This window comes from Sodalinema gerasimenkoae IPPAS B-353, from assembly GCF_009846485.1.
GTDB classification, from domain to species: Bacteria; Cyanobacteriota; Cyanobacteriia; order Cyanobacteriales; family Geitlerinemataceae; genus Sodalinema; species Sodalinema gerasimenkoae.
The window spans coordinates 3,120,282-3,134,765 of the sequence record NZ_ML776472.1 but is presented as its reverse complement, the minus strand read 5'-3'; the positions used below and the strand labels follow the sequence as shown (position 1 = coordinate 3,134,765).

The window sequence follows — 14,484 nt, the reverse complement described above, 5'->3', positions numbered from 1 at the left end:
ATTTCTCAGTTCGCTCTTCGCATAACTCATCTGAAACGGCAGCCTACGGGTTGCTGTTTTTTTTGGGGTAGAAGTTGATGAAAACATCAATGTTGAGTAACAATGGCTGACCCTTAGATTAACTCAATACTCAACAAATCACGATGGGATAACGCAGAATTCGTCATGTTTTCCTGACAATTTGACCCATCTTATTAAGATGTAATCGAGGGACTTAGGGATGTTCAAAATGGTAAAAATATATTACAGTTCAACCAAACAAATCTTCTTGACCTAAAATCAATGTTAAATTGAGTGAGCACGGAAAAAATTACGTTTGATAGTATCCAAGGCTTATTTTTTTAACCAGTAGCCTCTGTCGGATAAGGTTAAACTATCATTGTAACGAGGAACTCTAGTTATGACGTCACAAGTTCCCTCAAATCATAATGCTTCATCATTTGGGGTTATACGTTCTCGATTTTTACTAATTTTTGGGGTCTGTACGATTGCTTTGACGGGCTATACTTTAGCTCTTCAACATAGTTCTGATCCGATTATTTGGTGGCAGCCTGATCAGCAGGTAATTGTTAAAGAATCTAGACCTTATCCAGGCAATTCGAAAAAGGTTGTTGTTGACCCACCTTTGCCAAATTCACCTGATAGACATCTAAAATGCTCTCCTAAAGCAGGGGTTATGATTGGAACCATAGTAACCCTCGGAATCACAGCTTTATTGATTCCCCCTCCTATCGCCTTTGCTGCGGGCAGTTCAGCAGCAGCTGGACTCTGCTGGCTGATTGACAAGGTCAATTAGAACCATCCCTAAATAGTATTAAAGAAAGACCCATGAATGACTCAGACAAAATATTGGGAATCCCCAAAAGTTTAGCAAAAATCATTGTAGGTTTAGCAGCTTTTTTACTGATTTCCAGCTTGCTATCTAATCAGATTTGCATTTTCTCGACTTGCACTCCACCGCCTGTAATTTTGACGCCAGAACTTGTGATTGGTGGGTCAGTAACACTAATTTTAATGAGTATGTTTCCAGTTGCTTTAGCCCCAGCCTTGTTGTCGGGTCTTGGCGTTTGGTTTGTGCTTCACAATCTAGGCTGGCTTCAAATGCTCTAATCCCATTCAAATTCCTTGCTTATTCTGGTATTCATCTCATGAAGACTGCTATCAAAATCCAGGGCTTGTCGAAAACCTATGTCATCAACAAGCAAAAACAAAAAGTCCTTGATCGTGTAAACCTCGATATTTTGCCTGGTGAATTTATATTACTTCGAGGTGACAATGGTTCCGGTAAAACAACGCTAGTTAACCTGATTTGCGGCTTGCAAGTTCCTGATGAGGGGTCAATTGAAATCTTTGGAAAATCTCCGAAAGACCCGAAAGCACATCTCAAATTGGGAACGATGCTACAACGAGCAAAACCCGTAGAAGGGTTGACAGTAAAAGAGACCATTCGTTTGTTTCAAAGCTATTATCCTCAGCCATTTGAGTTGGGAGAAACGATTGAGAGATCGCGCCTAACGGGGAAACAAAATGACTACGCGACCAGTCTCGCCGGGGGACAAGCTCAATCCCTTTATTTTGCCCTAGCTATTGTGGGAAATCCCGACATTCTGATTCTCGACGAGCCAACGAATAACTTGAGTGTCGAAGCACGAGCCAATTTTTGGAAACAAGTGCGGGAGTTTGACCGACAAGGAAAAACCATTTTAGCAATTAGTCACAGCGAACAGGATTGTGATGAGATTGCCGATTTGGTAACGCGGGAAGTGCGTCTTAACAACGAAAATGGAGACCTCAATATCCAAGAGTTTCCTCGCTATCAGGCGCTTCTCAACTATTGCACCGAATTGGAGGAAGTGGCGAAAGTTAACTCTGAGTCAAGTTCTGACGCTGAAACGTCGGCTACCTTTGAATCTGACCCCGGAAGCTTTAGTTTCAAAGCCTTTTGGGGTCAACTTTACGTGGAATTGCTACAAACATTTCGTAAGGTTGACACTATTGTCATTGGTCTGGGATTGGCGATTTTTGCGGGAGTCTCCATTGAACAGAATACCCCAGACCAGTTTCAATCCTTGGTAGCCGCTTCTCTGGCGGCGTTAGTGATTTTTGTCTGTGTGAGTCAGTTTGGGGTTAAGATTGCCTCAGAACGCGATCGCGGCTGGTTGAAGTTACTACGCATTACGCCTCTTTCCTTTACGACCTATGTTGCAGCCAAAGTCGGAAACTTCTTGGTGTTGGCCTCCCTGATGACAGGGTTAGCCTTTGTTAGCGGTTGGGGTACAAGTCAGTTTAGCGAAGCTAGTTCCTTTATCTGGGAACCTTGGATGTTTTACCTCAGCTTTATCCTAGTCCTAGGGGTGGTTCCCTTCGCGATTTTTAGCTTCACCCTAGGGTATCTCTTCAAAACTGAATCTCTCAGTTGGGCCGTTTTAGCGTTCCTCGCCATTATGGCCATTAGCTTTGGCTTGGATGTCTCCGGCTTCCTTCCTCAAGCCTGGATTCCAGATGTCATTCTTTTACTCCCCACCTATCACTATGGCCAACTGGTGGCCTGGATGGGAAAAATTGAACTAGAGAATGAACTAGGGACTATATTATTCCGCTTTGATGGCTACCATTGGATTCACATCCTCTGGCTGTTGTGGTGGACGGTTGTGGCGGGGATGTTGGCGCGCTGGGTGTACCGTCGCGAACAACTCTCGGGATAGGGGATGATTTTTGAGGGCGATCGGCTACAATTTTGGCATGGATTTACTGCGATCGCTCCCCCTCGGACTCTATCTGGAAAAACCCATCACCTGGCTACACCGCCTGGATGCGCGAGTCAAACTCGCCTGGTTGATGAGTTTCCTGCTAACCCCAGTTCTCGCTCACGAAGTTTGGCGGCTGGGGTTAGTAGTGTTGCTGATTCTGCTGACCCTAGCGGCTCGGATTCCCCTACGGGTTTGGCGACAACAGATGGGATGGTTGCTCTTCATCTGTAGCACAATTCTCATTGTCGGGTCTGTCACCCCCGATGGCCTTCCCAACACCCATCAACCCCGACTCCCCAAGGATGAACTCAACTTCCCTCAGCAAGAGATTACCCCGCCTCCCGAAGACTCTCGCAATCCTTGGTATAACCCCTTTGGCTGGGGAACGGGGGAAACTGAGAATGACACCTCAGCGGCCGAAGACACCGAGGAACTCCCTCAACCGACAGACTACCGCTATATTCTCCTAGACCAACCTCCCCTGAGGGTCACCCGTCAATCCCTCTCTCTCGCAATTCGCGTCAGTACCCTGCTGTTTACCCTTATCTACAGCACCAATCTCTATCTCCTCACCACCGCACCCGAAGCCATTACCGATGGTTTAGAAGACTTGATGCAACCCCTACGCCGCTTTGGCGTTCCCGTTACGGAAATTGCGCTCACCCTGACTCTGTCCTTGCGATTTCTCCCCCTAGTGTTGGAGGAAATCCAGAATTTAGGCCGTTCCGTGCAAACTCGGGCCATCAACTGGAAAAAACTCGGGTTTCGGGGAACCGCCAAGATTTGGCTCATTGTCGCCGAACGTCTCTTGCAAAATCTACTACTACGGGCCGAACAAATTTCGGCTGCTATGGAAGTGCGCGGCTTCACCAGTCCCAATCGCCATCGGGTCATTTGGCATGATGGACAGCTAAAATGGGTTGATACGGTGGCGATCGCCCTTTTGATTGGTTTCTGGGTGGTGCGCAGCCTCTGGGGTTGGGAAGCTTAACCGCTACAGGCCTACCAGAATATGTCAGAATGGACGATGCGCTATAAAAATGCACTGTAAAGACGAATTGAGCTAGGAGCTGTTTCCGTGGAGTCTCGCTACACCCCCGCATCCATCGAAGCCAAATGGCAAACAATCTGGGACGAACAAGGACTCAGCGTCACCCCGGATAACCCGAACCAAGCCAAGTTTTATGCACTCTCGATGTTTCCCTACCCTTCAGGGAATCTGCATATGGGTCATGTTCGTGTCTACACCATCGTCGATGTGATTGCGCGACAGAAACGGATGCAGGGGTATCGAGTCCTGAACCCCATGGGATGGGATGCGTTCGGACTTCCGGCGGAAAATGCGGCCATTCAGCGGGGAGTCCATCCCGCCAAATGGACGTACCAGAATATCGACCAGATGCGTCAGCAGCTTCAGAGTCTGGGGATTTCCTTTGATTGGGACAAGGAGGTGACCACCTGTTCCCCCGACTACTACAAATGGACGCAATGGATTTTTCTACAATTCCTCAACGCGGGACTGGCCTATCAGAAAGAGTCGGCGGTGAATTGGGACCCCGTTGACCAAACGGTTCTCGCCAACGAACAGGTGGATAATGAGGGTCGGTCTTGGCGTAGTGGCGCGAAGGTAGAACGGAAACTGCTCAAACAGTGGTTTCTCAAGATTACCGACTATGCCGATGCACTGTTAGCCGATTTAGATAGTTTGTCTGGTTGGAGCGATCGCGTCAAGTTGATGCAGCAAAACTGGATTGGTAAATCCACCGGCGCCTATCTGGAATTTCCCATCCTGGATGACCAGAAACACCCCAGCGACGACAAAATTGGTGTCTTCACCACTCGTCCCGATACCGCCTATGGCGTAACCTACGTGGTTTTGGCCCCAGAACATCCCCTCACTCTACAGGTGACGACCCCCGACCGTCGCCAAGCCGTCGAGGCCTTTATCGAAGAGGTCAGCCAACAAAGTGAAATCGACCGAACCGCCGAGGACAAACCCAAACGGGGGATTCCCACGGGAGGAACGGCTATTAATCCCTTCACCGGCGAAGAAATCCCGATTTTGATTGCCGATTACGTTCTCTATGAATATGGAACCGGTGCGGTGATGGGAGTTCCAGCCCATGATACAAGGGATTTCAAATTCGCCAGGGAGAACAATCTGCCAATTAAAGTGGTGATTGTCCCCGACGATGCCGATAACGCGGATATGGAGTTAAGCGAGGCCTACACGGACTCTGGGGTGATGGTGAACTCAGGACGATTTGATGGAAACGCCTCGGAGAAAGGGAAACAAGCAATTATCAACCATGCTGAAGAGCAAGGATTTGGCAAAGCGCGGATTCAATATCGGCTGCGGGATTGGCTGATTTCCCGTCAACGCTATTGGGGTGCGCCGATTCCCGTGGTTCACTGTCCTAACTGTGGCGCGGTTCCGGTTCCTGAAGACCAACTCCCGGTTCAACTTCCCGAAACTGTGGACTTTAGCGGGAAGGGACTCTCTCCTTTGGCGCAGTTAGAGGATTGGGTGAATGTTCCCTGTCCCACCTGTGGAACCCCGGCTAAGCGGGAAACGGACACGATGGATACGTTTATTGATTCCTCTTGGTATTTCTTGCGCTATCCCGACGCGCAAAATGAGGCGGCGGCCTTTGATGTGGAGACGGTGAACGATTGGCTTCCCGTAGACCAATATGTGGGAGGGATTGAACATGCCATTCTCCACCTTCTCTATTCTCGCTTCTTTACCAAGTTTTTGCGCGATCGCCTCAATCTCAACTTTAACGAACCCTTCCAACGGCTGTTAACTCAGGGAATGGTTCAGGGATTGACCTACAAAAACCCCAAAACCGGGAAATATGTCCCCGCCGCGACTATCCCCGATTTAAACCATCCCACAGACCCGGAAACGGGGGAACCGTTGGAGGCTTTTTACGAGAAAATGTCCAAATCCAAGCTAAATGGGGTTGACCCCTTGCAAGTCTTGGAGAAATACGGCGCGGACACGGCGCGGATGTTTATCCTCTTCAAAGCGCCACCGGAGAAGGATTTGGAATGGGATGATGCGGATGTGGAGGGACAATATCGCTTCCTCAACCGCGTCTGGCGACTGGTGACGGAGTTTGCGGGCCAGAATCTCCCCCGTCAACCTCTCGATACGGCCAATCTCTCCAAAGGGGAGAAGGATTTACGCCGGGCCATCCATACGGCGATTAAGGAAGTCAGTGAAGATTTACGGGATGAGTATCAGTTTAATACGGCGGTTTCCGAGTTGATGAAACTCAGCAACGCCTTAAATGATGCAAACTGTCAGGACTCTCCGGTGTATCGGGAGGGGGTTGAGACGTTGGTGAAACTCATGGCCCCGTTTGCGCCGCATATTACGGAGGAATTGTGGCAGATGTTGGGATATTCCGACTCGGTTCACCAGCAAGGCTGGTGTGAGTTGGATGAGACGGCGTTGGTGTTGGATGAGATTACTCTGGTGATTCAGGTGAATGGGAAGGTTCGCGGGAATCTCCAGGTTCCGGCCGATGCGGATAAGGCGACGTTGGAACAGTTAGCGCGAGAGTCGGAGGCGGCCCAGCGTTATCTTGTGGATAAGGAAGTGAAGAAGGTGATTGTGGTTCCCAAGCGGTTGGTTAATTTTGTGGTTCCCAAGTAAGGGGGAAACGGCTGCGCGGGATTTAAGGATAGGCTCGAATACCAGTCGGGTCTATTCTAGGATTGAGGGGATGTTAGTTTCGATTTCAGGGAGTTGATACTCTTTGAGAAAGTGAACATGATCGAGTACCTTGAAAAGGCAGTATCTGCCTGGTTCGTTGGATTTTTTCCTGCTACGGAAATATATGTCGCTGTCCCCTTGGCAATTGCGCTCGGTTTGGATTCTGTTTCTTCTGTTTTCTGGCCATTGTTGGGCAACTTTTCACCAGTATTGCTCATAGAATTCCTGTACGAACAATTGCTTCGTATTCCTCGGCTGCGTAGCTGGTTTAAGCGTCTGCGATCTGAGCGAGTCATCCGGTATCTCAATCGGTGGGGAGGCTGGTTCGTGTTTGTCATGACACCTTGGACTGGGGTCTGGGCGATGGCTATCACGCTTAAATTTTTGGGAATGAGACGTCGGCGGATTCTGATCACTACGTTTATCAGTATCTTTATATATGCGGTTGCACTCGCGACATTAATCAGGTTTGGAGTGGACTGGGTTAGCTGATATACTATCATCAAATGACTGGTGTGCAATGATGCGGTACGCAGCCACTAAGTCAGTCGGCGATCGAGCAATTTCATCAATGCGAAAAGACTCTGTTTGCTGCTCCAACCACCTCTAAGTCCCAGATTCTTGGTAGTACTCAAGAGGTAATGATGCGTTGTAGTGGTGAATAAAATTTCCTTAAAGGGTGACAAGGAGTCCATAAGACACTCGGTTTCCCAAAGGTTTAGTGGACACCCGGCGTTATTAGGGGTCGAGAGTAGTCTCACGACTACCCCCTCCCATTCAGAACCGTGCATGAGACTTTCACCTCACACGGCTCCTAGCTTGCTATCCCTTGTCATGGGTGCTGCTACCGTCGAAACGGGTTTTAACATCGTGGCAATGGCGATGTAACAGTTGTAGGTTGGAGTAAGTATCCGAACCTCCTCTGGATTTAGGCTGAATATGGTCGATTTCAACCAAGTCCTCACTGGTGAAGTGTTGTCCACAGTGATTACATCGTCCTTTTTGACGCTTGATGAGTTTTGAGATTTTGGTAGGGATACCGCCAAACCCGTTACTCATACGTTTAGACCAATAAGCCCAGTCCCCGTTAAAGGGAGAGGTGTTTCCTCCTCTGATTTTGACATGTCGTACGATGGGGGTTTCGGTGTGCTTAGTGAGTCGAAGACCCTTTTTGGCTTTGAACGTCCATTTACTGTTGACTCCAGGACGAAAGTAGTTCTGGAGTTTCCCATAGGACGCTCGACCACATCGTGAAACCGTCCAAGCCCTCAGTGCCATCCAAATCATATGGTCGAGTTTAGAGAAGGTCTCTTTGGAAACTACCGTAGAGTAGTACCGACTCCATCCTCTAATGATTGGATTAAGCTTCTGGATCAGAACTGCTTGTGGTGCAGTTTTATGTTGTTTGATGACCTCTTTACAAGCGTCATAATGACGTTTGATAGCTTTTGGGGCAGGCTTAATATTTATCTGGTAGGGTTTAACGCCACCGGGACCCGTTTTGATTCCCTTATGGATACTCACCGGGTAATGCCGGATGTTAAATCCTAGGAAGTCAAATCCCGGTTCCTCCCCATTCCATTCCGACAAGGTGTTACATAACCTTGTCTTTTCCGGTTTGAGTTGGAGACCGACGGGTTTAAGCCATTCCTTGAGCAGTTGTTGGGCTTCTAGGATGACTTCCGGGCGGTTAGCCAGAACCACAAAGTCATCGGCATATCGAATGATTTTCGGGCGGTAATAGCGATTTAGTTTTCCGTCAATTGTCCTTGAGTTAGGGAAGCTATTGACAACCGAATCAATCATTCCCTGTAAAGCAATGTTGGCAAGGAGCGGACTGATGACCCCACCTTGTGGAGTTCCTGCCTCTGTTGCCTTGAATTCGCCACTGTCCATAACGCCGGCTTTAAGCCATTGTTTAATACTCCGTTTGTACCGAGAGGGACAGTCTAGTTTGGACAGAAGGTAATCATGGTTAATTTGGTCAAAACATGTGGCAATGTCTGCATCGAGAACGTATTGCGGTTTATACCGACTTTTATTCCAGATGGCTCCAATCGCATCATGTGCCGACCGTCCGGGTCGGAAACCGTAGGAATCCGCTTCAAACAGAGCCTCCCAGTACGGCTCTAGCCCCAGCTTAACCAAGGCTTGTAAGGCGCGGTCGTGCAAGGTTGGGATACCGAGTGGGCGTTTTTCATCCCGCCCGGGTTTGGGAATCCATACACGTCGCAAGCTTTTAGCTTTGCCTGGGTGACGCAGTTGGTCAGCCAAGCGAAACCGGTCTTTGGCGTTTAGGGATTTCACTCCGTCAACTCCTGCGGTTTTCTTACCTTGGTTATCCTGACTTACCTGACGTACCGCCAGCAGCCTAGCGTAGTAGGACTTATTGAGTAAACGTTGCCAGCGTCGCGCTTTCGCTTTATTGCCACGACTTGTAGCTTGATAAATAGCCTTTTGCAGCTTCGCGACTTTCCTCTGGATTTTACCCCAGGGAAGATTTCGCCATTCGTTGTTCTTAGTCTCGGGGTTGAACCCTTTACTAGCTATCGACATTTTCACCGCTACTAAACTCCTTATCTTTTAACAAGCCGTAAGCTGTTAGCTGATCCACATCCGTTATAGATGGGCATTGGCTTCGGCTTACATCTGCTCCCCATAGCCCTTGCGCTTAGACTTATTACTTGACCGGGTATCGACCTGATGACCGGTCAGGGTCTATGGGGTTACTTCGTTCCATCTCGATGGGTTATATCCCGTTAGGTTCACTCTATCCCCAGGGGTACTTTTGAGAATCAGTTGTAGGTAACTTCAAGAAATTCCTACCTTTCCCCTTGTCCTTTTTGGACGCAGCCTGTCAACTGAGTTTGGCTACTCTCGTGTAACTAGGGTTCAAGCAAGTGTTCAGCCGTGGCTTAACCATGTGGATTTGCCGGTGGTCATGCTTTTGGATGTCAGTTCATCCTCAATGCCTTGCCAAGCCCGCTTCAGTCCTAGGGTTGTCATTTCTAAAACTGGGGCTGCCATTAGGCGTAGGACGAGGGTGTGGTGTCACATTCTCTGATTCTGTCCTTTCCAACCTTGGAGTCAGTGTGTTTCACCTGATTCCGTCGGTACATTGAGATAGTTATCAGGGCAGATTGGCTGGGTAGCCTTTTCTGTATCCCTGACTAGGCATACGTTTTGGGTGTTTTAACCCTATCTTTCGCCTAAACGAGTCGCACTCCAAAAACACCGAGTGTCTGACCTCAACAATTAGGCAGTCAAATTAGCCAACCACCCTTGCAAATCCGAAACATCAGAAAAGTCCAACAACGCCTCAGCCAACCCTTCCAACTCCTCCGAAGACAGGCCTCGAACTCGTTGCACTAAAGACTCATCCAGAGTTCCCACTCGACGAGTCAGTTGTCGTAACACCAGTTCCAACTGACCGTCAACTCGTCCCTCGCGAAACAGCTCTTGAGCCAACGGAGATTCACGTAAAACAGCCATATCCCACCTCATAATCTGTTGTACTACCGGCAACTCTAACACAAACGTCGAAAAAAACGAGAGCAACGACTCCAACTGAGACAACTCCTCATCCGCCCGCAATTCCCGCAACGCTCGACGAACCACTTGTTCCTCGCCACCGCCCTTTAAAATCGGCACAAACGGCAACAAACTACGGATATTTTGCTCAAAAACTAGATTGACATCCACTTCCCATAAGTTGATAACCCGATACTCTTGCAAAGCCCGAATCTCATTAAATTCTGACTCATAACAACTAGGGATTTGCGGGTCTTTCACATGGGGCAGAATGTTGATTAACACCGGATACACCGGCAACTCATACTTTTCTCCCGCCAACGCGGTATAGGCCCGAACCCGAAGTGGCATTTTCCGATGATACCGTAACTGAAGTTCAACTAAGAGCAAGAACAGTCCCAATTCTGGGGTACTCACCTTCATGAGACTGTCATTTTCTCGCCCTACCCATTGCAGATTCGAGTCGAGCAATTCTTCCACTTTAATGTTGGGACAATTAGTTAACCAGCTTGCCCAACTTTCTGGGACAAGACTCACTAATTTCTTACTGCCAATATCTGATTTCTTTTCAGCCATAATAACTCCATATTACTACTATATAGCAAGTGAAGGTTCGCTTAGGACAATCTTTGCCGGAAAAGGGCAACCACAAGGGATTGCCCCTACGTAGGACAATCTTTGCCGGAAAAGGGCAACCACAAGGGACACTGGTGTCAAGTTAAGGAAATCGTGGAAAAGTCAAGAAAGTGTAAACAACCCGAGACCAAGGGAAAAATGCTTATAGGCTAAGGACTAGCTAGCCAGGACAAAAGATGCCTAAGAAGACCTATCACAAACCGGGAAACCCGGACTTCAGACGACATCGCTCAGTGCCCGGACCAGTGAATCGGACGATTGAGCAGCGCTTGTTCGAGATGTTAAGTCCGGGAACGTTTGCCTCCCTCAAAAGCGTAAGCAACAAAGGACGACGGTTACGAGAGCGAACTCTAACCCTGCCGGTGATGACAGCGATTGTCCTGAGCCTAGTTTACCGGCAAATGACAGGGCTAAGTGAAGTGCTGCGAACCCTAGAACAGGAGGGACTGTTTTGGGTGAAAGCTCAACGCATCAGTAAACAGGCTCTATCCCAAAGATTACAAAGCCTGCCGGCCCATCTGTTTGCCAGTTTGCTCGAGCAGGTCATTGAGCGCTTGAACCAATCCTCAGCGCCCGGGGAAGTCTCGCCATTCTGGAGACCGGTGCGGTCTAAGTTCCCAGCCATTTGGCTAGCTGACGGGTCAACCCTCGAAGCCTTAAAAAAGAAACTGCATCGTCATCGCGGCAAAAAAGCCACCTCCCCCTTGGCCGGCAAGATGATGATGATGGTCGATGCCTTCAACCATCGCCCCCAGGCGGCCTGGTACAGTCCTGAAGCCCAATCCAATGATAAGCTTTGGACTGACTCATTGCTCGAACGTCTGCCAAAGGGCGGTTTAATGGTGTTTGACCTGGGATTCTTTAAGTTTCCTTGGTTTGATGCCTTTAGCGATTCGGGCAAGTTCTTTGTGACTCGCTTGCGGGAGAAAACCGCTTACAAGAATCTCAAGGTACTCGGTCAAAACCGTTACGTTCGTGACGAACTGATAGATTTAGGGCAATACCGCTCTAATCCTTGTCACCATCCCGTGCGTCTGGTGTCCGTCTCTTGGGAGGGAACCATCTACCGCTATTTGACCAATGTCACTGACCCCGAGGTCTTGTCCGCCCGCTACGTTAGCGAGCTTTATCGCCAACGCTGGCGCATTGAGGAGGCCTTTCTCGTGACCAAACGCTTGTTAGGTTTGGCTTACCTCTGGGTCGGTGGCTCCAATGGCATTGAAATCCAGATTTATGCCACCTGGATTTTCTATGCGGTGCTTACCGACGTCTGTTCCCAGGTCTCTGAGGCTTTACATGAACCCATTGACCGCATTTCTCAGGAAATGGTTTTCCGCAGTCTTTACTTTTTCAGTCGCGCCCGGGAACAGGGCCGTGTTGAGGATGATGAACTCATTCCTTTTCTGGTTCAATATGCCCAGTCCTTCGGACTGGTTAAAGCTAGGCGTAAGCGCCAACGAAAGAAAGATGCTATCTCCCGTCAGGTCTGGTCTCACCCCTTAACTTGACACCAGTGCCACAAGGGATTGCCCCTACGTAGGACAATCTTTGCCGGAAAAGGGCAACCACAAGGGATTGCCCCTACGTAGTTTCAGTCCTATCCATCCCTGCGATTGCTATAGCAATCGCAGGGATGGATAGGACTGCTCTTTAGGTAGAGACCTCCCCACCTACTGCCTACTGCCTACTGCCTACTGCCTACTGCCTTCTTTTCCCCAATTTTTTGTCCTATTCAGACCAATTTTCGCCATAATAATATAGCCTGATTTTGGCAACTAACTCGTCCCCAAGGTGACTAACGGCGACGGCTAGGCGGGGGAGTCTGGCGACGATTGCCCCGTCCAAGTTGTTGGCTGACCTCTTTAAACGCCTCCCGTTGTAACCAAGGATAATCACTCACCCAAATTTGACGATTGGGAATATATAAATCCGAGAGTTTGGCAATGCGGCGTAAATCAGGGTCTTCAGAGAGGACTAACAGGTGGACCGTTTGTCCCGCCGAAATAAATTGATGTTGACGGCGTAGGGGAACTTGTACTTTGGCCAAAAAGCCTCGCTCATCGCCAAGTTCTAAGTTCAAACGACGTTCACGATTCTCGACTAAGACGAGTTCCCCTTTGGCGTTGGCGGTTTCTTCGGTGCCAATGACTTCTTCGGTGACATAGACATCGAGAATTTCCCCCTGCCAAAAGCCACTGTAAGGATAACGTCGATATTTAGCGTTGCGGAAACTGGCTTTGGCAACCGGGTTCCAGAGCCAATAGAGGCCGGCAAAAATTCCCAAAAATAGACTTAAGCCCTGACTATGGAGCGTCAGGCTGAGGATCCAGACGAGGAAAATCCCCAATAGCGAGAAGAGGATTTGCTTGACTAAGTTCTGCCAATTGCCCCAATAATAAGCGTATTGGGAGGCAGTGGCGGTGAGGGGAATTAGGGTTTCAAACCGTTCTCGGGTAATGGGGATCAACATGGTGAGTAGGGGGAAAGTCAGCGGTTAACGAGCGTCGGCTTGCAGTTCTCCGGTGCGGACTCGTAGGGAAAGGGTACGATCGCCACGAATCACTTGCAACCCTAACACTTGGCCAACCCGACTATTTTCCACCATTCGTTGCAGGCTTTCGGCATCACTGACGGGTTCTCCATCGATTTGGGTAATCACATCTCCCCGTCGTAGGCCGGCTTCTTCGGCGGGACTGGCGGCTAAGACGCGCATGACAAGGACACCGTCTCGTTCCGGCAGATTGAAGTCACCATTGGGATCTCGGTTGTTCTCCCGGGCAATCTCCGGGGTGAGGCCGACCATTTGGATGCCGATGAAGGGATGGGCAATGCTTTCTCCTCGGGCCAGGCGATCGCTGACGGCTTTGACGGTGTTGATGGGAATGGCAAAGCCAATGCCGTTGGCGTCGGCCCGAATGGCGGTGTTGACGCCAATCACTTCGCCGCGATCGTTGAGGAGGGGACCGCCGGAATTGCCAGGATTGATGGCGGCGTCAGTTTGGATAAAGTCGAGACGTTTATCGGGAATCCCCACTTGAGCACTAGAACGATTGAGGGTGCTGACAATCCCCAGGGTGACCGTGTTATCGAGTCCGAGGGGATTACCGACGGCGATCGCCCAATCCCCCACTTGCACCCGCTCACTATCTCCAAGGGGAGCAACGGGAAGCTCGCTACCATTGGTATCGACTTTGATGACGGCTAAGTCGGTGACGGTATCAACTCCGGTAACACGGCCTTCAAAATCTCGACCATCTTTAAGGCGGACGGTGACGCGATCGGCCCGGTTGACGACGTGAGCGTTGGTGAGGATGGTTCCGCTGCTATCGACGATGAATCCAGACCCTTGTCCCCGCTGAAGTTGTTGGCGAGGGCCAGGATTGGGGAACATATCGCCGCCAAAAAACCGTTCAAAGAAAGGATCGTTAAAGAAGGGATCTAAGTTACGGGTGACGACGCGCTCGGTATCAATGCGAACCACCGAGGGCCCCACCCGATTGACGGCGACCGTCACGAAGCTACCCCCATTGGGGGAGGGGGTGGGGAGGGATTGGCCGAGTTGAGGGGAACCAGAACCCGTCAGGGCGATCGCCGCTGGTGTGAGGCCCAGCAACATCCCGAAAAGTATGACTAGACTGAGGAGTTGAACCGTCCGGCGTTGGATGGACTGTGGTGCTAAAAGGTGTCCCATAGGAGTTCACGTCAAGAGTCGCCTAAACATTTGGATTACAAGCTGGATTACAACTAAGCCTTAGGGGCTGTTTCCCCACAGGCGAACCCCCCTCGGGGGCAATGATCGCGAAGGGCTATCCAGACTCTTTTTCTCTCCTATTCTGACAGTTT

12 protein-coding genes are annotated in these 14,484 nt (G+C 49.6%); 7 read left to right on the top strand and 5 right to left on the bottom strand.

Annotated features, from left to right (window positions below; genetic code table 11):
• Positions 1-400 precede the first annotated feature (400 nt).
• The 6 genes from L855_RS13625 to L855_RS22875 all read left to right on the top strand — a co-directional run bounded on the left by L855_RS13625 (position 401) and on the right by L855_RS22875 (position 6,966).
• Positions 401-796, top strand: coding sequence for a hypothetical protein (locus L855_RS13625; protein ID WP_159788865.1), 396 nt, complete (start codon positions 401-403; stop codon positions 794-796).
• Between the two features lie 32 nt (positions 797-828).
• Positions 829-1,110, top strand: a complete 282-nt coding sequence (locus tag L855_RS13620; protein ID WP_159788863.1) for a hypothetical protein — start codon at positions 829-831, stop codon at positions 1,108-1,110.
• A 38-nt stretch (positions 1,111-1,148) separates the two neighbouring features.
• Positions 1,149-2,705, top strand: coding sequence for an ABC transporter ATP-binding protein/permease (locus L855_RS13615; RefSeq protein ID WP_159788861.1), 1,557 nt, complete (start codon positions 1,149-1,151; stop codon positions 2,703-2,705).
• A 37-nt stretch (positions 2,706-2,742) separates the two neighbouring features.
• On the top strand, positions 2,743-3,741 hold the full coding sequence (locus tag L855_RS13610) for an energy-coupling factor transporter transmembrane component T family protein (protein ID WP_159791107.1): 999 nt from the start codon (positions 2,743-2,745) through the stop codon (positions 3,739-3,741).
• An 87-nt stretch (positions 3,742-3,828) separates the two neighbouring features.
• Positions 3,829-6,414 (top strand): leucine--tRNA ligase, encoded by a 2,586-nt coding sequence (gene leuS, locus L855_RS13605; RefSeq protein ID WP_159788859.1) that lies wholly within the window; start codon positions 3,829-3,831, stop codon positions 6,412-6,414.
• Positions 6,415-6,531: 117 nt separating this feature from the next.
• Positions 6,532-6,966, top strand: coding sequence for a small multi-drug export protein (locus L855_RS22875; protein ID WP_219729918.1), 435 nt, complete (start codon positions 6,532-6,534; stop codon positions 6,964-6,966).
• Positions 6,967-7,296: 330 nt separating this feature from the next.
• Here L855_RS22875 and ltrA read toward each other — a convergent pair whose 3' ends face one another.
• The 3 genes from ltrA to L855_RS13590 form a co-directional block, all read right to left on the bottom strand.
• Positions 7,297-9,030 (bottom strand): group II intron reverse transcriptase/maturase, encoded by a 1,734-nt coding sequence (gene ltrA, locus L855_RS13595; RefSeq protein WP_159790952.1) that lies wholly within the window; start codon positions 9,028-9,030, stop codon positions 7,297-7,299.
• 348 nt (positions 9,031-9,378) lie between these two features.
• A complete protein-coding gene (locus tag L855_RS22240; protein WP_281349477.1) occupies positions 9,379-9,501 on the bottom strand; it encodes a hypothetical protein in 123 nt (40 codons plus the stop codon).
• Between the two features lie 228 nt (positions 9,502-9,729).
• The gene (locus L855_RS13590; RefSeq protein WP_159788855.1) at positions 9,730-10,581 is read right to left on the bottom strand and encodes a DUF4351 domain-containing protein; all 852 of its coding nucleotides are present in this window, start codon (positions 10,579-10,581) and stop codon (positions 9,730-9,732) included.
• Positions 10,582-10,817: 236 nt separating this feature from the next.
• Here L855_RS13590 and L855_RS13585 point away from each other — a divergent pair, with 236 nt between their 5' ends.
• On the top strand, positions 10,818-12,149 hold the full coding sequence (locus tag L855_RS13585) for an IS4 family transposase (RefSeq protein ID WP_159784407.1): 1,332 nt from the start codon (positions 10,818-10,820) through the stop codon (positions 12,147-12,149).
• Between the two features lie 287 nt (positions 12,150-12,436).
• On the opposite strand, the gene L855_RS13580 is transcribed toward L855_RS13585, so the two are convergent.
• Together L855_RS13580 and L855_RS13575 are read right to left on the bottom strand one after the other, a co-directional pair.
• Positions 12,437-13,111: a phosphate ABC transporter permease gene (locus L855_RS13580; protein WP_159788853.1), complete on the bottom strand. Its 675-nt coding sequence runs from the start codon at positions 13,109-13,111 to the stop codon at positions 12,437-12,439.
• Between the two features lie 24 nt (positions 13,112-13,135).
• The gene (locus L855_RS13575; protein WP_159788851.1) at positions 13,136-14,332 is read right to left on the bottom strand and encodes an HhoA/HhoB/HtrA family serine endopeptidase; all 1,197 of its coding nucleotides are present in this window, start codon (positions 14,330-14,332) and stop codon (positions 13,136-13,138) included.
• Positions 14,333-14,484: the final 152 nt, after the last annotated feature.

Bases quoted from the DNA above. Each gene is read 5' to 3' on its own strand.
- L855_RS22875 (WP_219729918.1), top strand. From the start codon at position 6,532: ATGATCGAGTACCTTGAAAAGGCAGTATCTGCCTGGTTCGTTGGATTT.
- L855_RS13590 (WP_159788855.1), bottom strand. From the start codon at position 10,581: ATGGCTGAAAAGAAATCAGATATTGGCAGTAAGAAATTAGTGAGTCTT.
- L855_RS13610 (WP_159791107.1), top strand. From the start codon at position 2,743: ATGGATTTACTGCGATCGCTCCCCCTCGGACTCTATCTGGAAAAACCC.
- L855_RS13585 (WP_159784407.1), top strand. From the start codon at position 10,818: ATGCCTAAGAAGACCTATCACAAACCGGGAAACCCGGACTTCAGACGA.
- L855_RS13615 (WP_159788861.1), top strand. From the start codon at position 1,149: ATGAAGACTGCTATCAAAATCCAGGGCTTGTCGAAAACCTATGTCATC.
- L855_RS13580 (WP_159788853.1), bottom strand. From the start codon at position 13,111: ATGTTGATCCCCATTACCCGAGAACGGTTTGAAACCCTAATTCCCCTC.
- L855_RS13625 (WP_159788865.1), top strand. From the start codon at position 401: ATGACGTCACAAGTTCCCTCAAATCATAATGCTTCATCATTTGGGGTT.
- L855_RS13575 (WP_159788851.1), bottom strand. From the start codon at position 14,332: ATGGGACACCTTTTAGCACCACAGTCCATCCAACGCCGGACGGTTCAA.
- L855_RS22240 (WP_281349477.1), bottom strand. From the start codon at position 9,501: ATGGCAGCCCCAGTTTTAGAAATGACAACCCTAGGACTGAAGCGGGCT.
- L855_RS13620 (WP_159788863.1), top strand. From the start codon at position 829: ATGAATGACTCAGACAAAATATTGGGAATCCCCAAAAGTTTAGCAAAA.
- ltrA (WP_159790952.1), bottom strand. From the start codon at position 9,030: ATGTCGATAGCTAGTAAAGGGTTCAACCCCGAGACTAAGAACAACGAA.